Below are 20,464 nucleotides of genomic sequence, written 5' to 3'. Positions count from 1 at the left end.
CAAGTTGACATGTCAACCATGTCCCGGCAACGTGCAGCCATGACCTCCCCCAGCATCACACCCGACGAATGGGCCGCTTGGCGCGGCTTCCGGCGCATGGCCGAGATCACCTCCGGCCGCATCGTTCAGGACATCACCCGCAGTACCGGGCTGTCCAAAGCCGACTTCATCGTGCTGATGGAGCTGAGCCAGGCCGAGGATCGTTGTCGCCGCCAGCGCGAGCTGCTGGACTACCTGGAATGGGACAAGACGCGGCTCTCGCATCAGCTGACGCGCATGGCCGCCCGTGGGCTGATCGAGCGCGATACCAACAGCGACAAGGTCGTAGTGATCCGCATGACCGCAGAAGGTCACGCGCAGCTGAGCGCAGCACGGCCGCTACACATAGCCGGCATCCGCCAGTATTTCCTCGACCATCTCTCTGCCGATGACCTGGCCGCTCTGCAGCGGATCACCGACAAACTGCATGCAGCACTGCAGGACGCGGAAAACTGACGCATCACCCGGGTAGTGCCGCCGCTGGCCGGCAACTGCAGTCACCCAGCGCCATGGGTATGCCGGCCAGCGGCCGGCACTACCACGGCCGTAGCTCCATGGGCCGGATTTTACATGCAGGCATTTACCTGCATATAGTTCATCCCAAGGGCGGCGCCCGCCTGCCCATCGCGAGGAACCTGCAATGGTGGATATCGCACACAGGGTCGGCATCAAGGCCCCTGCAAGCCAGGTGTACCAAGCCCTCGCCACCCCCGAAGGCGTCGCCGCCTGGTGGGCCGAAGACACCCACGGCGAACGCGAGACCGGTGGCACGGTCAAGGTCCGTTTCACCAACAACGGCCAGGAAATCGGCGCCATGGAAATGCAGCTCGAACAGCTCATTCCCGGCGAGCTGGTGCTCTGGAAGTTCCTGGCGGGCCCCGCCGAATGGATCGGCACGCATGCGCGTTTTGCACTGAAACAGGAAGGCGACTACTGCATCGTGCTGTTCAGCCACGAAGGCTGGAAGGAACGCGTCGAGTTCACCTCCCACTGCAGCACCAAGTGGGCGGTGTTCCTGATGAGCCTCAAAGCCCTGCTGGAAACCGGCAAGGGCCAGCCCAACCCACACGACATCAGGATCGACAACTGGAACTGAAGACGCCCCGCATGAATGCAGACAAGGTGTTCAAGGCACTGGCCGACCCCACGCGCAGAACGCTGCTGGACCTACTCTGCGAAACCAACGGCCAGACCCTGGGCCAGCTGTGCGAACACCTGGACATGGCCCGGCAATCGGTCACCCAGCACCTGGGCCTGCTGGAAGACGCGAACCTGATCAGCACCGTGCGCCGTGGCCGCGAGAAGCTGCACTTCATCAACCCGGTGCCGCTGCATGAAGTCTATGAGCGGTGGGTACGCAAGTTCGAGCAGCAGCGCCTGAGCCTGCTGCATGACCTGAAACGCGAGCTGGAAGGAGAATGACGATGTCCGTTGAATCGACCCGCTTCATCCACGTGATCTACATCGCCTCCACGCCACAGAAGGTGTTCGAGGCCATCACCCGCCCCGAGATCGCCCGCCGCTACTGGGGCCACGAGAACGTCTCGGACTGGAAACCCGGCTCGCGCTGGCAGCACGTGCGCGCCAACGAAACGCGCTCGGTCGAACTGGTCGGCGAGGTGGTGGAAAGCACCCCGCCCTCGCGGCTGGTCATCACCTGGGCCGCCGCCTCGCAGGCCGACAATCCCGCTGCCTACAGCCGGGTGACCTTCGAGATCGTGCCCTACCAGGACATGGTGCGGCTGACGGTTACCCACGACGAGCTTGAACCCGGCAGCGGCATGGATACCGGCATCCGCCAGGGCTGGCCGATCGTGCTGTCGAGCCTGAAGTCGCTGCTGGAAACGGGCAAGGGGTTGGATGTGTTTGCCAAGCCGGCGTAGTCATCGGGATGGTTGGCCCGCGCGAGCGGCACCGGGCAGATGGCCCCTGTCGCCGCCGCCGCGCAATCCCCAATTGCTCTCTAAAACTACACTTCATGTAACAATAGGGAGCACATGGTTCTCGAGTTCCGATATGTCCCCCGCGTTGCTGACCGTCGATCAGGCTGCCCAGCAGCTCAGCCTGCACCCCAAAACCGTCCTGCGGCATATCCGTAGCGGCCAACTGCGCGCGACCCGCATCGGCAAGTCCTATCGCATCACCGCTGAAGACCTCGACGTGTTCACCGGCACCGTGCGTGAGCCCTCCGCTGCGCGCCCACAGCTGACCACGGTGGTGGATATTCCCGGATGCGGTGCGGCACGTGCCGCCGACCTGGTCCGTGCCCTGCATGCGCGCGTCACCGGCCGCGAGGCCGACGATGAGCCGCTGCGCATGGAGACGATCTATTCGCCTGAGCACGATGTGCTCAAGCTGATCGTGATCGGTGGCCTGGCGGGTTCCACGGCGCTGCTGGTCAGCCTGCAGCGTCTGCTGCAGGACCGCAGCGCATGAAGCGGCAGCGCCCCGGCATTCCCACGCAGCACGTACTTGCCGCCTACCGCCAGGTGCTTTCGGACTGGCCGGGACCCCACGAATCGCACCATCTCGCCACCCGCGCCGGCTCGACATTCGTGGTCAGCTGCGGCCCGGAACACGGCCCTGCCCTGGTGCTGCTGCATGGCACCCTCAGCAATGCCGCCAGCTGGATGTTCGATGCCGAACGTTGGAGCGAGTACTACCGCGTGCATGCCGTCGACATCATTGGCGAACCGGGCCTCAGCGAAGGCACGCAACCTGCGCTGGACAGCGATGCGCATGCGCAATGGCTGGATGATGTTCTCGACGCACTCGGCATGGAAAGTGCAGCATTCGTGGGCCTGTCGTTCGGCGGCTTCCTGGCACTGGACTACGCGCTGCGAAGGCCTGCCCGGGTCAACGCACTGGTCCTGGTCAGCCCCTCGGGTATCGGGCGCCAGCGTGCATTCCTGCTCAAGGCGCTGCCACTGTTGCTGCTTGGCCGATGGGGACGCGAGCGCCTGCGCCGCGCGGTCATGGGTCCCGCGCCACTGCATGCACCTGCACGTGCGCAGCCGCTGCTCGACCTGTTGGCATTGATCCGTGCCGAGGTTCGGCCACGTCCGCTGCGCATTCCCCGCATCAGCGACGAGCGCCTGGCTGCGTTGCATCCGCCGGTAGCCCTTGTCATGGGCGCGCGTGATGCCCTCATCGACACCCCTGCCGCCGCCGAACGCATGAAGCGGCTCGTCCCGACGGCGGACGTCACCCTGCTCGCAGACGCCTATCACTACATCCCCGGCCTGCGCGAAGACATCCTCGCCCGGCTGCGTCAACTGCAGAACCTCCAGCATGAATGATTCCATTGAACACTTCGGCACCACCCGCCTCCTGCGCATCGCGCCGCAGGGCCCCGCACTCCATGCCAACGGCCTGCGCCATCTGGTCGGCGACGCCCTTGGGCATCAGGCCGAGTGGATTGCCGTGCCGGTGCAGCGCCTTTCGGCAGACTTCTTCGAGCTTCGCTCCGGCATGGCCGGGCAATGGCTGCAGATGCTGGTGAACTACCGCCTGCGTTTCGCCGTGCTGGGCGATGTCAGCGCCTACCGCGCACAGAGCGAATCACTGGACGCGTGGATCACCGAATGCAACCGCGGCCACAACGGCTGCTTCGTGTCCGACTGGGATGCCCTGCTGGCACGTCTTCCCGTGTCGGCCAGCTAGCGCGCCGTCCAGCCCCCATCCACGGGCAGTGCCGTGCCGGTGATCTGCGCTGCTGCGTCCGAGGCCAGGAACACCACCATCTCGCCCAGCTGCTCGGGCGTCACGAACTGCAACGAGGGCTGCTTCTCGGCCAGCAGCGCGCGGGCGGCGGTCTCCTGATCTGTGCCCTCGCGGTCGGCCAGCGCAGTGATCTGCTGCTCGACCAGCGCCGTTCGCACCCAGCCCGGGCAGATGGCGTTGGCGGTGATGCCGCTGCCCGCATTCTCCAGCGCGGTCACCTTGGTGAACCCCACCACGCCATGCTTGGCCGCCACATAGGCGGACTTGTTCACCGAGCCCACCAGGCCGTGAACCGACGCGATGTTGATGATGCGGCCGGCGCCCTGCTGCTTCATGTGCGGCAAGGCCGCCGCCGTTGCATGGAACACCGCCGACAGGTTCAGCGCCAGGATCGCATCCCACTTCTCAACAGGAAACTCCTCGATCGATGCGGTGTGCTGGATGCCAGCATTGTTCACCAGAATGTCGATGCGCCCCATCGTCGCGACGGCGTGGTCGATCATCCCTCGCACCGCCTCGCCCTTGGACAGGTCGGCACCGTCATGCACCACCCGTACGCCGAACTCGGCTTCCAGGCGGGCACTGGTGCGTTCGATCGCCGCCGCATCGCCGAAGCCATTCAACACGATGTCGGCCCCTTGCCCGGCCAGCGCGGAGGCAATGCCAAGACCGATACCACTGGTGGAGCCGGTAACCACCGCAACCTTTCCACTGAACATGGGTGAGCTTCCATTGGGCGTAGGTGGTCAGTGTAGCTTTGCCGGCGCCCCGCTTCAGCGACGCTACATTGGTCAATTAACGGTCAGAACGCGTTGGGTAGCCGCCGAGGGAAGTGTCCAGCGTTCTTTCAAAACGGACGGTACGCCTCAGAGGGGACGCATCCGTGGCCCGCTGGCGATGCTGTCCGACTCCCACAAGGGCAATGCATCCATGCTTTGCCCGGCGGATCGAACACGTCCGAAAATAGCTTCTGCGGCCGTTCTACTCCCCCCACCGCCAACCGGGCGGGGCGCCTTTCATCCAGCAGATAAGGACAAGCACCAACACCACGGCCCACGTGTAGAGCTGAAACGCGATGGGCTCGCGAAATGGAGAGAACAGAAACGGACCCGACAGTAGCAGGCCGAATGCGACTGCGTACACAAGCCAGCCTTGCCACGCGCACGGCATCCCCCAGCCCCATCCGTACTTCTTCCTGGTAAACCAGTACTTCCTGCTGATCATTGCAGTGTTCCTCGATGGCCGCCGGTCTCACTCACCTGATCCAAGCATGCTTTGAGCTGTTCGTAAAGACGCCGGTCCAGAATCAAGTCAATATCCCCTCTGGCTGTGACGAGAACAGAGATACGATCCGTGCGCAGCACGAAGACGTTGCGACCGTTCTGCATGCCGAACTTGCCAAGTTCAACGCCCCCGGTGCTGGTCCCACGTTGCCGGTGAGGCAGCGTGATCCTTGAAGCATCGGAAGCGTCCTGCCACGCGACACTGGAAAGCGGGAGCTGCAGTCGGACAAACGCTGCTGACCCAATCAGCTGGCCATCTGTAATGGCGATGTACGCTGTCCGCGCTTGATATACGAGGCCAAAGGCAACTACGACAACAACGGCCAGCGCCGAGCCGAGCGCAATATTCCTGGCTGGCACCCCGCCAGAGCGGGATGCAAGCCATATTGCGATCAGAACCACGGCTGCTGCCACGCATATGCCGAGAGGAAGCGCATAGGCGTGAATCAGGGATACGTCCAGCGTCGATCGGCACATCATCAGGAACTACTCCGCAGAGATTGGCCGCATGCCATAAACGTAAGTCGTCTCGACAATTATCTCAAATGCGTCTTCGTCACAGGTACCAAGGCCCACGCTTTGCGTCGCGCGCAGGAACGAGCGGACAACGCCCATTTCTCATCGATCACATCGGTCAAACAGTGGCTGCGCCCTGTGATGCCATTGCAGTGACACTGTTCATACCGAAGTTCAAACACGCTCTAGAAGAGGATGCCCGCCCGATCAACGGTCGCCAGCGGATTGGCCTTCCGCACCGCCTCCAGGAACAGCAGGAAATCCCGGTTGAACAGCGTCAGGTTGTTGGTGAACGTCACGCACTTTCTACCCGATGCTCTGCTGAAGCACACCTGCCAGACATAGCGTGAATAGATGACGTCGGACGTTCGTGTGACTGAGGTGATCTGCGAGAGCGGAACCGCCGTAGGCACCGGCCCACGTCGCAGGTAGAAGGACTCCGCATCAAAGAAGTAGTGCTCGCGATCCTCTTTGCCATCCACCATCACCAAGGTCATGGATGTTCCGGAGATCCGACGAGGAGGATCCAAACGCAGCCCCGATTTCACGGACGAGCGAGCAGTTGCCGACATTCGCCGAAGGGTAAACCAGAGGATCACCAATGGAAGCGCCGCAAGGACAATGAAACCTACGGTCTTCAAAGCAGTTTCCAGCGTGCTGGGCACACAGATCTCCAGGATGAACGTTCAGGCACTTGCAAGGCCCGACTAGATCCACGGCACGCGTGGATGCTCTGGCTTCAACGCCCCATCACTTCCAATGATCCGGCCCCAGGAACGGCAGGCTCAACACAAACACCGGCACCGCCACAGGGATCAACGCCGCGCCGAGCACCTTGCCAGCCGCCGAACCCACACCCGGCTTGTCCTCCCTCTCCGGCAGGATCCGCTGCGCCCGCGCACTGATCGGCTGTGCCAGCTTCCCCTTCTCTACCAGCGCCGCAGCATCCGGCAACTGCACCTGCTCGCCGTCGCCCTCGAACAGCACGCTGTAATAGCTGCCGCCCTTCCTTGAAAGATTGCAGGCCCGGTCAAACGCCAGCGCGTAGCGGGTCCGGTCCATCGGCAGGTAGTAGCGCGCCCGCTCCTCCACGGCCTTGGCCTCACGCGGGGCGACCTCAATCCGCTCCAGCTTGAACTGCGCGGCCTGCTCCGCCGTTACCTGCTCCTGCCGCAGCAGCAGCGCATAGCTGCCATGCACCTTGGCCTTGTTGGCCGGGTCGCGCCAGTCCTCGTGGAAGTACATCTGCGCGCAGGCCACCGCTTCGCGCAGCGGGCTGTCCATCAGCGCCCGGTACTCGCGGAACGGTGCGGCATTGAAGCGCATCGGCTCGTCATAGCGCGGCAACAGGTACAGCTGGCCGTCGTCGGCGACGAACGCACTGGTGATCTCGCGGCTTGAGGCGTGCTCTTCCGGGCCACTGGCACAGCCGGACAGCAGGCCAAGGCACAGGGCGGAGAGAATGAAAAAAGACGTTGGCATGTCGTGTTCGAGGGCTTCCCTGGGAAAACGGCCCCTCCCGAAGGGACGAGGCAAGCCCGCCATGGTGCCATGCCGGCCTTGCCATGCCCAATCAGTGCGACTCCACCACACCCACGACGCGGTCAAACCTGCAGTTGCGCAGATCCTCACGACTCAACCAGAACGTGGCCTGGCCACAGTCACCAAAGACCAGATCAATCGCCGGGTCACACGCCAACTGCAGCAGGCAGACCGCGTCGCCCTCGCCTTCCACGTCGGGCACGATGCCGTGCAAGCGCGGCACGTGCCCCAGCATCTGGTGCACGCGCGCCTCGGCGCAGCGCTTGCGGCCATCAGGCAACATGCCCAGGCTTTCATCAAACGGTAGATGTTCGTCCTGCAAGTGGCGGTACATCAGTGCAGGAATGCGTGCGGCCGCAACGGGTGACCCTGCCGCGTAGGCAACCGCCGCCAGCAGTCCCTTGGTGAACGCCCGGCCCATGCCCAGGTCGGTCAGCGTCATACGCTCGAAGTCGTCGCTGATCTGTCCGATAATCCATTCACGGAATGCCTCCCGCGTTGCATCATCCGGGGCTTCATCCAGACCAATGGCGGCGGCGCGCTTCACCCACGCGCGTACGTCGGCGTAATCGATTTTCCCGCGCTTGCCTGCACGCCGTTCATTGCCGATCACCCGTGAAAGGCGGTCAATGATGATGCCTACTTGGGGAAAATCGGTCTGGTAACGCAACCATTGCACCGGAAAGGTCCACGCAGGTGACTGCGGGCGCTCCCATTCCGTGGCGGCGTCCGCGCGCGGAAACAGGCCCGTCGCTGCCACCACCGCGCCCAGCCGCATTTCGTGCAGTCGCGAGGGGTAGATCTCGTAGTACGGCCGATCCTCCTCACCCGGCGGCAGCTCCAGCTCGTCCGGCCAAGTATCCATGTGCCGCGCCACCAAGGGCCATTGAACATGCACGCATGGGCCATCTTCGTCAGGCAGCAGCCATGCAGGATTGCGGTGCGCATGGTCCGAAGGACCCTCCTCCAGAATCGGGCGCACGCCGTCCGGCAGCGCACGCACGTGCTGATCGACCGCGACCTCGGGCGCGTACAGCACACGCACGCGTTGCTGCGGTTCGTCCGTGTCCCATATCTGCTCTTCGTCGTTCATGGCGAAGAAGAACAGCATGCCTTGCGAGGGCATATCGGGATCCACGCGTGGCAGCTCGGCGCAATCGATCTGCGCCAGGAAGTGCATCGGCGCCACTTTGCCGTAACTCTCGCCAACCGGCCAATCCATCCCATCGGGCAATTGCGGCAGACCGCCTAGACGGCTGCGAACCCTGGGGAATGCCGCCGGCGGGTAGAAACGCTGCAGCACCAGGGCCGGGGTGCGGTGCTTGGCGAAGAAGGCCTCAAGCACGGCTTCAGCATGGTGGTCGCGCTGGTCGGCGTGGTACATTGAATCTGCCTGAGCATCCATTTCGATGACGTCCTTTTGAGTCTGGATCGAGCACCACAGGTATATCACCACCCGGTCTGCCAGTAGCGCCCGGCGATGATCCACTCACCAGCGCGCCAGACTGCGTGTTGGTTGGCGAAATGAGCCAGCCGCTGCGGGCCGTGCGTCTTGGTCAAGGGCCAGGTCAGCCACCCGGCAGGCCTTTGAAGAAGCGCCGCGACATAAGCCGCATTTCCAGCATGCCGATTGCGGCATCCGTGGGTCGCCGGCCCCTTCAGCCGTGCCGGCGCAGTCGGCATCGCGATTGCTGCCATATCTGTCGCAATCGCCAAACACTTTGCCCCGCTACTGGGGAACCGATGAAGAAGAAAGCCCACTCTTGAAAGGAGAGCGCGTAAATGAACGCTGATGATGTGAAGTCAGTACCGATGATGGACCCGCTCGCGAACCAGCACACCGGTGGATCGAGTGCATCCAGACGCACCATCTACGTAGATCTTGATGGCGTAATGGCCGACTTCGACGCGGCATTTCCCGCCCTGTTTGGCCTGGACCACCGCGTGCTTGCCGACGACGAGATGTGGACGCACATCAACAACCACCCGTCATTCTTCCGCGACCTTCCGCCGATGCACGGTGCAGTGGAGTTCTTCCACAGCATCCACCACTTGAACCCGGTGATTCTCACGGCCTGCCCGAAATCGAACTATCCACTCGCTGCCATGCAGAAGCGGCAGTGGGTCCGCGAGCACCTGTCAGCAACCTGCCTGGTGTTGCCTGTGCTCGGCGGCAGGCACAAGCCTCTCTTCATGCACCAGCCGGGCGATGTTCTGATCGACGATTTCGAAGCGAACTGTGATGCCTGGACAGCGGCCGGAGGCGTGGCGATCAGGCACGCCGGCGATTGGACCGCGACGCGTCACGCCCTTTCCCAGATTGAAGATCTGTCAGGAGCAGCGCTCGCGAAGGGCTGATGCCCTCTCTGCCGACCACGCTGGCACTTCCACAGACAGGCCGAGGTGCTGGCCCCTCGGCCCACAAGGCTGGCAGCCTGCTGTGCAGACCCCGCCCTACTTCAACCGCTCCACCAACCGCTGCCCCACCTCCAGCGCCGAAGCCGGGTTCTGCCCGGTAATCAGCTCGCGATCCACCACCACATGCCCGGTCCACGGCGTGGTGTTGCTGCTGAACGTCGCACCCGCCTGCTGCAACGCAGTCTGCGGGTAGAACTTCATCTCACCGCCACCCAGCAGCGGCTTGGCCTGCTCTTCTTCCTGGTTGCTGATCACCGTCATCCGGTAGCCGCTGTAGATCCACTTCTGCGTGGCCGGCGTCGCGCCCGCTTCCAGCTTTGCCACGAAACCCGCCGCTTCCGGCAGCGTGGACAGCAGCGCGATCGGCCCGTGGCAGACCAGCGCGGTGGTCTTGTTGCGCTGGTGGAAGTCGGCCAGCAACCGGCCCAGCGCCGGGCTCTTCAGCAGGTCCTGCATCGGCGCGTGGCCACCGGGAATGTAGACCGCATCGAAACGCGCGTAGCCCTGCTGCTCCACGCGCGCCAGGCTCACCACCGGCGAGGCCGTCGGCGAGGTCAGCGCCAGCTTCTCCATCAGGTCCTTGTGCAGTTTCAGCTGCGCGGCATCGTTGCCGAAGTACGCCGGCGTCACCGAGGACGCATCCACCGTCGGCGCCCGCCCCTGTGGCGTGGCGAAGGTCACCTCGTGGCCCGCGTCCAGCAGCAGCTTGACCGGCTGCATCAGCTCGTTGAGATAGAAGCCGGTGGACAGCACCTTGCCGTCCTTCAGGTCCAAGTGGTTTTCGTCGGACAGCACCACCAGCACGTTGGCGGCATGTGCGCCGGTCGCGGCCAGGGTCAGGGCCAGCGCTGCGGCCAGCCGGGTCATCAGGTTCATGGGGAGCTCCTATCGGGGTATGGCCGCCACTTTATTCATCGCTCCAGCGGCGATAAATTGGCCCCATCGCAAAACATCTGTTCCCCGGAGAGCCAAATGAGCCGCAAGTTCGACTACCTGGGCGATGTAGAGGTGTTCCTGGCGGTGGTCGAGCACGGCTCGTTCACGGCTGGCGCGGTGGCGCTGTCCACCACGCCCTCGGTGCTGAGCCGCGCGGTGACCCGCCTGGAAGCGCGGCTGGGCCGGCAGCTGCTGCAGCGGACCACCCGCCGCGTGGGCCTGACCGACGCCGGGCGGCTCTATCTGGAACAGGTGCGCACCGCCTTCGGCCTGCTGGACGATGCCGAGCGAGATGTACTGGCTCAGGACGGTGCGCTGGCCGGCCGCGTGCGCCTGAGCGTGCCCACCACCTATGGCCACTACCGGCTGCCGCCCGTGCTGGCGCGCTTTGCGCAGCAGTACCCGCAGGTGCAGGTGGAACTGAACATCACCAACCGCAACGTGGACCTGGTGGCCGAAGGCTTCGACCTGGCCATCCGCCTGGGCCAGCTGCCGGACAGCGGGCTGGTGGGGCGAAAGCTGGAAGACGCCCCGCTGCTGCTGGTGGCCGCGCCCGACTATCTGAAACGCCGTGGCATGCCGCAGACGTTGAACGACCTGCAGCAGCATCTGTGCCTGCCGTTTGTGATGCCGCGCACTGGGCGGCTGGCGCCGTGGATCTTCCGCGACGGCGGGCGCGACGTGGACTGGCTGCCGCGTTCGTCCATCGAGACCTCCGACGATGTACTGGGCGTGGTGTCGCTGGCCGAACAGGGCATCGGCATCTGCCAGAGCTATGCGTTCATCGTGCGCGAGCGGTTGCAGCGGGGGGAGCTGGTGGAGGTATTGCCGCAGCTGCGTGGGCGGTCGCGGCCGTTCTCGGTGATCTATGCGCCGCATCGGCGGCAGTCGGCCGCGGCACGGGCGATGATTGAGTTGCTGGTGGGGAATGCGGCTGAGGCTGGCGTTGGTTGAAGCCGCGAGGCTCGCTGGTGGTGTCGGGTTTGAACCGCTTTTCGGGATATGTGGCTGATTCGACGCCGTTACTTGGAGAGCCGGATTAAGAACTGTTGCAAAGCAGGCTGTCGCGCTATTCCCATGTGGCGTGGGCGATTGCGCCACGTTGATTCGCTATCAGCAGAACAGCTGCGCGAATGCGTCCGGCGGTGTCGCGCGCTGCACGAATGGTGCGTGCAACAATAGTTCTTCGCTCTCGGATTCCGCGATTCCTTCACGAATTTCTATTGGCATTCGAAGCTACGGCGTTAACACCATGGCGCGCCACCGAAAACGGATGGCTCGGGTCTGCAAACCCGAAGAAAGCGATGTCTGTAGTTTGCGCTTGCCCGTCGGCACCGTCCTTAACCGGTGCCGGCGGGCAATCCGTCGGCCTTTCTGGCGGGCGGTGCGTGGGGGCTTTCGGGCCCACCGGTTTATGACATTGCTTCTTCCGGTTTGCAGCCACGCATCGTCCGCCACCTCTTCGCGGTGGCGCTGTTAAGCACAGCCACGGAAGCCGACGCCATGAACGAATCCGACACCTTCTCCTCGTACACCGTTGTTGAACCCATCAACGACGACACTCCCCTGCCCGATCTGAACTCCCTGCTCGGCATCCTCAAACGCATGCGCGGCTGCGAGGGTGCTGATGGGCACCCCTGGCCAGAAACCGACGTGTCACCCGGCCGCCGCGTGAGCTTGGCGAGGACCGAGCGCGCGTTGGTGGGGGCGCTGACGGTGCTGGAGCTACTGCACGCGGCAGACCGCTGCCGGGTAGCAGCGGACCCGGAACGGCATTTGGATGAGGGGGTGGTTGATGGGTTGTTTCTGGCTTGCCGGGGACTGGTTGAGTGGGCCTGTCGGGAGGTTAGGCCGGAGTGAGTGAGGCTGAGCGAGAACACGTTCAGCAGATTTGATCGAGTCGGGTATTAGCTAACCCCACTTCCGACCATAAGCGGATAACTAGATGGACAGTACGTGTCTACAGTTCCCTCGGCGGTCCACCCTTGGATTGCCAAGGGCTTGTTCGACATTCTGGCTGAGCTTAGTATTGAACAGGCATGTGAACTGGGTCACGGTATCGATGGCGAACTATGAGCCCTTGCATGGGCGAAAAGCAATTGCGCACTACCACACTCGACCTTCTAAGGTCGGCCCAAGATATAGCTCCTGCAAGCTGAGTGTTGAAGACGCTTGATCTGAGCGCATCTTTCCACACGACGCAAGGGGCATGGAAAAGCATAGCGCTTTAGACTTAGTTCGGCGATACGAAGCCAGATTGCGCAGATGAGGGAGCATCAAGTGCAGCAGTTCATTGAACGCGTGAGGGACAACATCGTCCCGCTTTCTGTAGCGAATACTCTTCCAGAAGCTTTCTCTGAGTGGAGGTTCACCGAGACAACGATCGATCACGAGCAGCCGACAGTTTGCTGCGAGTTGTGTGAGCAAGAGCAGCTTCGGTACCAGTTCGAGATTGCGAATCAGCTGACCCAGAACACGATGCTCGTCGGCTCGACCTGCATACTTAGATTCAAGGTCGCCGTCTATGAAGATGGCCGGAAGCTAAGCGAGGTCGACGCGCGCGCTAAGCTCTCTAGGCTTACGGAAAGGATGCGCCAAGACAGCTGCATCGAACGGCTGCAGAGAGTTAGTGACGCCGAGGCAAGGGAGGGAACCGGAAAGGGAGACATCCTGCCTAATGCGCTCGCCTACTACAGAAAGAACGGAAAGCTGACGCCGAAGTACGCGTTCGTTGTGCTTTGGCGCCTCAAGAAGCACCAGATCGATCACAACCCCAGCTTCTTCAAGGTATCCCTATCAAATGATAAACATAGGGACGACCTCAAAGCCATGCCCGCCAGTCGAGTGCACCTCATCTGGCCGGCGCTGACGTCTCAGCAGCGGAAAATTGCAGAGCGACTTGGGCACGCTCCGCCACCTCACCTACCGTAGGGATTAGTCGGTATTGCAGTTACGTAACTTAGAGCCAATAGGGAAATGGATCATGTACCTGCATAGCATCAAAGCGAGCGGTTTCAGAGGCTTTGGAGACACAAAGTCATCACCGAAGTTGGACCTCACGCTCAACAACGGCTTGAACGTCCTTATCGGGGAGAACGACGCCGGCAAGACGACTATCATCGATGCCATCCGGCTCCTCCTTTGGACCACGAGCTATGAGAGCGTTCGAATCCAAGAGTCGGACTTTCATGTGCATGGTGCAGCGCAGGCTGAGACACTGACAATCCAGGCATGCTTGAAGGAACTGTCCGTCTCCCAAGAGGCAGCTGTTCTGGAATGGCTTACCTACGAGAAGGACGGCACTAGATCGCTGATCCTTCATCTGCAAGCGACACGCCTACCGGCCACTCCAGGCAGGCGGTCAAGAGTGTTCTCGGTTACCCGATGTGGGGCGGATGGCTCAGGCCCCGAGGTCGGTGCTGCTGTGCGAGAACTGGTCAGGGCGACTTATCTACGCCCTCTGCGAGATGCAGAGGCTGAGCTTCGGCCCGGCAGGCTGTCGCGACTTTCGCAGATACTCGGCGCTCACAAGTCAATGGTCTCTCAAGACAAAAATGACTTCGATCCTGAAGGCGGCACTCCGCCGGCGACGCTTGTGGGGATGATGAGTCGCGCGCAGTATGACATTCAGCGCCATGAGACCATCGGCACAGTCCAAGATGAAATCAATAACAACTACCTTTCCCGAATGTCGTTCGAAGGGGAGGCACTCTCCTCCCGGATCCGCATCGCTGGGTCCAGTAGTCTTACTCAGATTCTTGAAAGATTCGAGCTGTCGCTAACTCCACCGGAAGCCGTTGATCAGGATGCGAAATGCGCTCGCGGGCTTGGATACAACAACGCACTGTTCATGGCAACTGAATTGGTTCTGTTGAGTGGTGACGAAGAGGGACTTCCGCTGCTACTCATTGAAGAACCCGAGGCGCACTTGCATCCTCAGCTTCAGGACCGAGTGCTCCGACTGATGGAGAGCAAGAGCGCGGACGATCAATCCCCAGTGCAGGTGATCCTTTCAACTCATAGCCCTTCCCTTGCGACCACCGCTCCTTTGCAGTCACTTATCCTGGTCAGGAAATCTAGGACATACCCGCTCCGGCAGGCGGACACCCGTCTGGATAAGCTTGATTTCGAGTACCTGGAGCGCTTTCTTGATGCAACAAAGGCGAACCTGTTCTTCGCGCGAGGCATCTTGGTAGTAGAAGCACCAGGTGAAGCCTTGCTACTTCCGGCGCTCGCTGAGGCAGCCGGGCTGTCTCTTTCAGCCCACGGCGTGTCGATCGTCAACGTCGGTGATGTCGGGCTGTACCACTACGCACGAATCTTCCAACGCGCGGGCGGGTCCGATTCGGTTGGCATCCCAGTAGGTTGCGTTACTGACAGAGATATCGTTCCAACGCAGGCGACTTACGTCGATCCGCCAAAGAAGAAGGGCCAGAAGCGATTTGAAAAGGACTACACCACAGCGGAGGTTGCTGCAGTGGTACAGAGGAAGAAGGACAGGGTCGAGGTGGAGGATGAAAAGTCTGTCCGTGTCTTTGTCTCAGATCAATGGACGCTTGAGTATGATCTCGCACTGAGCGGCTGCTCCCAACTTATCTTCATCGCAGTAAGCCTAGCTTGCGCTAAGAAGTCTCAGGGGCTTAAGTTCGACGAATCCAAAATTCCCGATCTGGAGGTCGAGGCGGCTGCAACGTGGGCGATCCTCCAAGGCAAACATGCCGGCGACAAAGTTGCTATGGCATGTGAGATCTATAAGCCACTCTACGAAGGCGATGCCTCCAAGGCAGTCGCCGCGCAGTTCGCGGCTCGACTTCTCGCCAGTGGAAACTATGGCGGTGGACAGGATCTCTTGGACATGCTGCCCCGCTATCTTCGCGAAGCTCTGCTTCACGTTACCACTGGTGCACCAAGGGCATGCGCCTCAGCGGGGAATGATGACGCTGAGCCCGCGCAAGAGGAGATCGCATGACCCTGCCTACAATCACTGATGAAGACTTGGCGCTACTAGCTGATCTGATGCCTGGCTTGGACTTCACTGACCCTGAACGAGCCACAGTTCTTCAAGCGATGACTTCCTGTGACGTACAGGCCGCTCCGGGAAGCGGGAAAACTACGCTCCTTGCTGCCAAACTGATACTGCTGTCGTCTAAGTGGAAGCACGCTAACAGAGGTATCTGTGTAATAAGCCACACAAACGTAGCAGCCACGGAGATTTCGAAGCGCCTGGCATCGAATGCTCATGGCGCATCACTACTGTCGTATCCACACTTCATAGGAACTATTCACTCATTTATCAACACGCATCTTGCTCTGCCCCTGCTTCGGTCTGAGGGTATTGAGATCGACTCCATCGACAATGACGTGTTTGAAAGAAATGCTCTCTACTTAATGCAAAGGAAGTGGACTCTCAGGGGTTGGGCGAAAAGGCAGCCTAATGGCGACGATGTCGTCGGGACGCTCATCCACGTCGGCGAAGACCTCAAGCTCGGCACGGAGATCGGAAGTCTTCCTGGCGAGAGCTCACCTACATGGAAGCAAGCCGAAGAGATCAAACATCAACTGACTTCCGAAGGAATTTTCCGCCACGCGGATATGCTTGCTTTCGCGAGTCACCTACTGAAGAGGCAACCCTCTGTAACCCGCGCGGCGTCATGGAGATATCCACTGGTTCTCATTGATGAAATGCAGGATACCGACTCTGAGCAAGAACATCTTCTGAACTCAATCTTCGGAGACTCAGTGACTATGCAGAGATTCGGCGACCGCAACCAGAGGATACTCAACAATGGAAAGGATGAAGGGCAACTCACCTTTCCGAAAGAAGGGGCTCTCACCGTAAGTTCTACTAAACGTTTTCCAAAGGACATTGCGGCAATCGTTTCCTCTGTTCAAGACTATCCTGCGCAAGTTGTATCCGAGCGACAGGGCGAGCACGCGCCGGTAGTGATTCTGTATGACGACGGAAACGTTGGTGACGTTATCGGTCGATTCGGTCAAATAGTCATCGATACTTTGAGTGACCAGGATCGTGCTGGGCTGCCCATCAAGGCGATCTGCTCAAGAAAGACCGGCTCATCAAAATTGGGACTCGGCCGCCATGTCGTTGACTACTACCCTCTGTTCTCGATGACTGCATCTGGCGCAAGCGGAAAGGAGTCTGTCAGATCACTTCTGGCAGCCCCTCCGGGATGGGGGGTCGCTCCCGTCGACCTGTCCAAGCGCACTCGCGACATCTCCCGCGCCCTCCTGCTCTGTTTGCGAGCAGGAGGGAGCAAAATCGTTCGTGACGTGCGAGACGCGAGCGGGCTTCTACGAGCGCTTGAGGGAAAGGGTATTGACGTTGCGCCGATCCGTAGCCTTCGATACAGGCTAGCGGTAACTGGAGATTTGATTGGGACGAGCACCTGGCCACAGACGATCTCTCAGATATTTGATGTACTGAAACCTCTTCTGAAAGATGAGATCGATGAGAGTGAATTCGCAGCGGCGCTGGAGACGGATGATGATGCCAGCTCCGATTCCTGCCTATTGAACAACTCAGTCGTTGTCTCTCATAGCGGAAGAACGGTGTCAGTTGAGGTTGGAACCACTGCATCCGTAAAGGGGGAGACGCACCTAGCCACTTTAGTTCTTGATGGAATAGTTCATCACCTGAAACGGCATGACATTGGGGCGGCCATGGAGAGCATTGCCAATGGATCCCCGATGCCCAGCGGTCCTAAATCGATCAAGGGGGCATATCGAGGTCTCTACGTTGGCATGTCCCGTCCCACTGAGCTGTTAGCTATCGCAACTCACAAAGATCGCGTGACTGCTCCACAGTTGGCTGCACTGCAATCTAATGGGTGGAGGGTGGTTGACATGTCAGCCTAAGCTTCGTTGCAATCAGATATTCTTGAGATTGACCGAGTTAAGCTCCGCCTAGCCGGCGATATCTCAATCGTCACGGCAGTGAAGCCAGTGCATAGCCGCCTTTAGCAGGAGAAGTGGATGTACGGAGACAACCCCGCAGGTCGCCTACTGTCAATCGTTGAAGCTGGAAGAGACATAGACCCTACAATCGTTGCGCATGACGCATGGTGTGTAATTCTCGGCGTCCAACGCGATCACACACCTACGCTCTTGGACAGGGTGGGGCGTGTGATGGCGCTTCCTGGTCAAGTTGTAGCTCAGCTGGAGTCCAATCATCCTCGGCAGTTTGCTCGAAACACTCACCAGCATATGGTTGGATGTTTCTTTTCTGCATTCAGCCGCAACATATTTGGAACCCGCTGGGCTGACTACATGTCGCCTATCGATACGCACACCATTCAGTTCCTCAGTAGTATGGATGAGCTTTTTGAGTCCAAGCAGCCCGGAAAGGCCCTGACCTCTGAGCAGTTGCAAGAGATTCGTAGTAGTACCAACGAACTGATTGACTTTGTACTGCAGTCCTCATTCCCTGACGATCTGAAGAAGGTTCTGTTGGATCGACTCAAGGTGGTAGTAAACACGATCGACACATACTTCATCACGGGCGCCGCACCGATTCTGGATGCAGTGCTGTGTTCGGTTGCGCACGCCAACCTCAGCGAGAGTGGCAAGATCAGCATGTCCACTGCTGAGGGAAAGTCCTTTATGGATCGTCTCGCTACTCTTGCGAACCTAGTAACGGTGGTGACAGGAATCGTTGCGATCGGGCAAGCGTCAGCGCCTATGTTGGCCTACGTTACTAAGTGATCACCCCGCACGATGCGCTTTTGTGAGGGGAGTTCTAAGTTCACATCTCGATTCCGCGCTTACCCGGCTCTACCGCGTGACGGGCACAGTGTGCGACGGTCTTCTCCCGCCATCTGGTGGCGTCGTAGCGTGTGAACACCGAGCCTCCGAGAGCATTGTCTAGACGACCCCACGGCACGTCACCTCCAAGGATCTTCATCGATCAGGAATCCGAACTCCTCAATCATCAAAATGGATCGTCATCGGTCAGGAGTCCGAGCTCCTCAATCATCAAGTTGACCAGCTCATCTTCCGCGTGTAGTGAGTGCTTGTTCAGCAGGTCGAGGTAGAAGCCATTGACATCCGAATCCGTTAGGATCCATTTAATCTGGTGGTTCTCCAAGGCGGCCTCGAAAAGCTTGTTCGCTTCCGCCACATTGATCCAGTTCATTAGCGAACTAAGCGTAGCGATCGCCTGATGGGTTTGCGCGAAGCTCTCACTCTTAACCAGGGCGCTTATCGCCTCTTGCTTGGCCTGCTGGACCATCAGATCGGCGGCATTAGGCACCGGCGTGACAGAAAGCTGAGGCACCACCTCCGGCACTGGAACTGGAGCGGGTACCGCAGTCTCCACAGGCACCTGGGGTTCCTGAGGTTGGGCTGCAAGCTTCTCGTAGTGACTCAAAAGCGCCTGGATAGAAGTATGGACATACAAATTACGCCCAGGCGCTTTCTCCGCCCACTCCTTGGCCAAGAACGCCATCGGGCGAGGATTCTTGTCCAAAGTTCCAAGCAAAGAACTGAAATCACCGTCTTTCGTAATGATATAGAGATCCTCATTAGGCGCCTGCTCCAGCAACATCTCCCAGTTGTAACGATCCCCGATGTTTCCAACCTTACCCGGGGGGTTTCCTTTATGCATTCTGGCCACAGCCCTAGCCAATACCTGGTCCGAATCAGGGTATCTTACTGCCCGTGCGAACACTTCCGTGACTTGCGTGTCGATCTCAAGCTTTCCTAGAACGGCCAAGCCCAACACGTGCGCGACAAGCTTCTTCCGAGCGCTCTCTGCTGCGTCGATTGCGTCCTTGTAATGAGTGGCAGTTTCGGCACCTCGCATATGGTTCGGAACCGCTGTGGGAAGGTTGGCATTTCTGAACTCGAGTACCGCCGCGTGAATCTTCGACTCCCGGTTCCTCCAGAATTCATCCTCCACCTGCTTAGGCAAGTGAAGATTGATCTTGCTCGGCCCGAGGACCTTGATAAGGGCTTCAAGTACAGAGGATTTGTCCTCTGGGAATGAGTAGAAGTTCAGAAATACATTGGTGTCGATGAAGATATGAAGTGCGGGCATTGCGATTCCATAGGGTTCTGTGGTCTGAGGTGTATCGCTAAACGCGCCCGAAGCGCGGTATCCGGTGCTCCTTATTAGTCCCGACGTATCGGTTGCCGCTTGTTGACTGGCATGCCGATTGAGCAGACTCGACCGGCCAGAGTTCCACAGACACTCAGGAACCGCTTTGCGCGTTACGCAGATCAAACTCTACAACTGACAGAGCATAAGCAGAACTAAGCAGATGGACTGGGTTGTAAAGCACCACAATGTAGTCAAAGACATCTGATCCGGTGGCCTGTCGGCTTGCACAGCCGTTAGAGTCACTCCTTCTTCATTGCGCTGAAGAAGCTCTCCGCCACCGGGCCCCACCGCAAGCTCGCTCCGGTAGACTTACAGATGTCCGCTTTGGGTCGAGAGGGAACACTACCACCAGGTTTTTCGCTAGCCCTGCTGCACTGGATAAACTAGAAGCTGCCACCTGATCTGACCGTTGGCGGGATCGTGCTGCTGATGGTTTTGAGGCGGAAGTGTGTGGCCACCTGCGATTGCAATCTCATCTCCACAGGATGTGCAGCGGTATATTCCTGGGTGCGGTGCGCTCGTACCCGGCGTATGCGTTGCATCGAACGCAGCATGCTGCGACTGGGCCAAACGGTTCGCGTATTTGTAGAGAGCCATATCACACCTCCTGTGTTGAAAGATCCCAGCCGCCTACCTCATTGTCACATGGTTTCCGCTGTATCCCCCATTTATATCCCGCATTCAAAACGCACCTCATAGCGGGATCGGTCTTTGACGCGGGTTGATCTTAGGGCCTTAGTGTCAGACTAACAACTCGGCATGTAACAGGATCCGGAGAGGCTCGGCCACCGAGCAACGCTCCAGACGACATCCGTTCGGCTCAAAAGAAGGCCACGGCCTCGCATCCAAGCATCTTGGTGATTCGATGCGTAGGCGCCGCTCATCCAGTAGG

At 60.0% G+C, this 20,464-nt stretch carries 21 protein-coding genes; 14 read left to right on the top strand and 7 right to left on the bottom strand.

The window, feature by feature from the left end; translation table 11 throughout:
• Window positions 1-96 precede the first annotated feature (96 nt).
• The 7 genes from QP512_RS08770 to QP512_RS08740 all read left to right on the top strand — a co-directional run bounded on the left by QP512_RS08770 (window position 97) and on the right by QP512_RS08740 (window position 3,702).
• On the top strand, window positions 97-495 hold the full coding sequence (locus QP512_RS08770) for a MarR family transcriptional regulator (RefSeq protein WP_286071740.1): 399 nt from the start codon (window positions 97-99) through the stop codon (window positions 493-495).
• 184 nt (window positions 496-679) lie between these two features.
• Window positions 680-1,135, top strand: coding sequence for an SRPBCC domain-containing protein (locus QP512_RS08765; protein WP_286071739.1), 456 nt, complete (start codon window positions 680-682; stop codon window positions 1,133-1,135).
• 11 nt (window positions 1,136-1,146) lie between these two features.
• Window positions 1,147-1,461 (top strand): metalloregulator ArsR/SmtB family transcription factor, encoded by a 315-nt coding sequence (locus tag QP512_RS08760; protein WP_286071738.1) that lies wholly within the window; start codon window positions 1,147-1,149, stop codon window positions 1,459-1,461.
• A gap of 2 nt (window positions 1,462-1,463) precedes the next feature.
• Entirely contained in the window at window positions 1,464-1,922 is a 459-nt protein-coding gene (locus QP512_RS08755) for an SRPBCC family protein (protein ID WP_286071737.1), read from the top strand.
• Between the two features lie 133 nt (window positions 1,923-2,055).
• Window positions 2,056-2,475: a helix-turn-helix domain-containing protein gene (locus tag QP512_RS08750; RefSeq protein ID WP_058982586.1), complete on the top strand. Its 420-nt coding sequence runs from the start codon at window positions 2,056-2,058 to the stop codon at window positions 2,473-2,475.
• Window positions 2,472-3,338, top strand: a complete 867-nt coding sequence (locus tag QP512_RS08745) for an alpha/beta fold hydrolase (RefSeq protein WP_286071736.1) — start codon at window positions 2,472-2,474, stop codon at window positions 3,336-3,338. The genes QP512_RS08750 and QP512_RS08745 overlap by 4 nt, the downstream gene beginning before the upstream one ends.
• Entirely contained in the window at window positions 3,331-3,702 is a 372-nt protein-coding gene (locus tag QP512_RS08740) for a DUF4180 domain-containing protein (protein WP_286071735.1), read from the top strand. Before QP512_RS08745 ends, QP512_RS08740 begins: the two co-directional genes overlap by 8 nt.
• On the opposite strand, the gene QP512_RS08735 is transcribed toward QP512_RS08740, so the two are convergent.
• The 5 genes from QP512_RS08735 to QP512_RS08715 form a co-directional block, all read right to left on the bottom strand.
• A complete protein-coding gene (locus QP512_RS08735; protein ID WP_286071734.1) occupies window positions 3,699-4,481 on the bottom strand; it encodes a 3-hydroxybutyrate dehydrogenase in 783 nt (260 codons plus the stop codon). The genes QP512_RS08740 and QP512_RS08735 overlap by 4 nt on opposite strands.
• 501 nt (window positions 4,482-4,982) lie before the next feature.
• Complete coding sequence (locus QP512_RS08730; RefSeq protein ID WP_286071733.1) at window positions 4,983-5,525, bottom strand: hypothetical protein; 543 nt, start codon at window positions 5,523-5,525, stop codon at window positions 4,983-4,985.
• A 221-nt stretch (window positions 5,526-5,746) separates the two neighbouring features.
• A complete protein-coding gene (locus tag QP512_RS08725) occupies window positions 5,747-6,226 on the bottom strand; it encodes a hypothetical protein (protein ID WP_286071732.1) in 480 nt (159 codons plus the stop codon).
• 85 nt (window positions 6,227-6,311) lie between these two features.
• On the bottom strand, window positions 6,312-7,043 hold the full coding sequence (locus QP512_RS08720) for a hypothetical protein (RefSeq protein WP_286071731.1): 732 nt from the start codon (window positions 7,041-7,043) through the stop codon (window positions 6,312-6,314).
• 91 nt (window positions 7,044-7,134) lie between these two features.
• Window positions 7,135-8,487 (bottom strand): DUF1963 domain-containing protein, encoded by a 1,353-nt coding sequence (locus QP512_RS08715; protein WP_286071730.1) that lies wholly within the window; start codon window positions 8,485-8,487, stop codon window positions 7,135-7,137.
• A 398-nt stretch (window positions 8,488-8,885) separates the two neighbouring features.
• On the opposite strand from QP512_RS08715, the gene QP512_RS08710 reads away from it, so the two are divergent.
• Window positions 8,886-9,461, top strand: a complete 576-nt coding sequence (locus QP512_RS08710) for a hypothetical protein (RefSeq protein WP_286071729.1) — start codon at window positions 8,886-8,888, stop codon at window positions 9,459-9,461.
• A 96-nt stretch (window positions 9,462-9,557) separates the two neighbouring features.
• Here the strand turns inward: QP512_RS08710 and QP512_RS08705 are convergent, their stop codons facing one another.
• Window positions 9,558-10,397 carry a type 1 glutamine amidotransferase domain-containing protein gene (locus tag QP512_RS08705; RefSeq protein ID WP_286071728.1) on the bottom strand — a complete coding sequence of 280 codons (840 nt, stop codon included), beginning with the start codon at window positions 10,395-10,397 and terminating at the stop codon, window positions 9,558-9,560.
• A gap of 96 nt (window positions 10,398-10,493) precedes the next feature.
• Between QP512_RS08705 and QP512_RS08700 the strand changes: the two genes are divergently transcribed.
• From QP512_RS08700 to QP512_RS08675, 6 genes are all read left to right on the top strand, one after another.
• Entirely contained in the window at window positions 10,494-11,411 is a 918-nt protein-coding gene (locus QP512_RS08700; protein WP_286071727.1) for a LysR family transcriptional regulator, read from the top strand.
• Between the two features lie 549 nt (window positions 11,412-11,960).
• Window positions 11,961-12,317: a hypothetical protein gene (locus QP512_RS08695; protein ID WP_286071726.1), complete on the top strand. Its 357-nt coding sequence runs from the start codon at window positions 11,961-11,963 to the stop codon at window positions 12,315-12,317.
• A 420-nt stretch (window positions 12,318-12,737) separates the two neighbouring features.
• The gene (locus QP512_RS08690) at window positions 12,738-13,388 is read left to right on the top strand and encodes a hypothetical protein (protein WP_144435377.1); all 651 of its coding nucleotides are present in this window, start codon (window positions 12,738-12,740) and stop codon (window positions 13,386-13,388) included.
• A 52-nt stretch (window positions 13,389-13,440) separates the two neighbouring features.
• Window positions 13,441-15,426 (top strand): AAA family ATPase, encoded by a 1,986-nt coding sequence (locus QP512_RS08685; RefSeq protein WP_286071725.1) that lies wholly within the window; start codon window positions 13,441-13,443, stop codon window positions 15,424-15,426.
• The gene (locus QP512_RS08680) at window positions 15,423-17,330 is read left to right on the top strand and encodes a UvrD-helicase domain-containing protein (protein WP_286071724.1); all 1,908 of its coding nucleotides are present in this window, start codon (window positions 15,423-15,425) and stop codon (window positions 17,328-17,330) included. The genes QP512_RS08685 and QP512_RS08680 overlap by 4 nt, the downstream gene beginning before the upstream one ends.
• Before the next feature lie 117 nt (window positions 17,331-17,447).
• Entirely contained in the window at window positions 17,448-18,176 is a 729-nt protein-coding gene (locus tag QP512_RS08675; RefSeq protein WP_144435376.1) for a hypothetical protein, read from the top strand.
• Window positions 18,177-18,402: 226 nt separating this feature from the next.
• Here the strand turns inward: QP512_RS08675 and QP512_RS08670 are convergent, their stop codons facing one another.
• Window positions 18,403-19,509, bottom strand: a complete 1,107-nt coding sequence (locus QP512_RS08670; protein ID WP_058982559.1) for a PIN domain-containing protein — start codon at window positions 19,507-19,509, stop codon at window positions 18,403-18,405.
• Between the last annotated feature and the right edge of the window lie 955 nt (window positions 19,510-20,464).

This window comes from Stenotrophomonas sp. 57 (assembly GCF_030291075.1).
GTDB lineage: Bacteria > Pseudomonadota > Gammaproteobacteria > Xanthomonadales > Xanthomonadaceae > Stenotrophomonas.
This window is presented reverse-complemented; position numbering and strand designations above follow the sequence as displayed.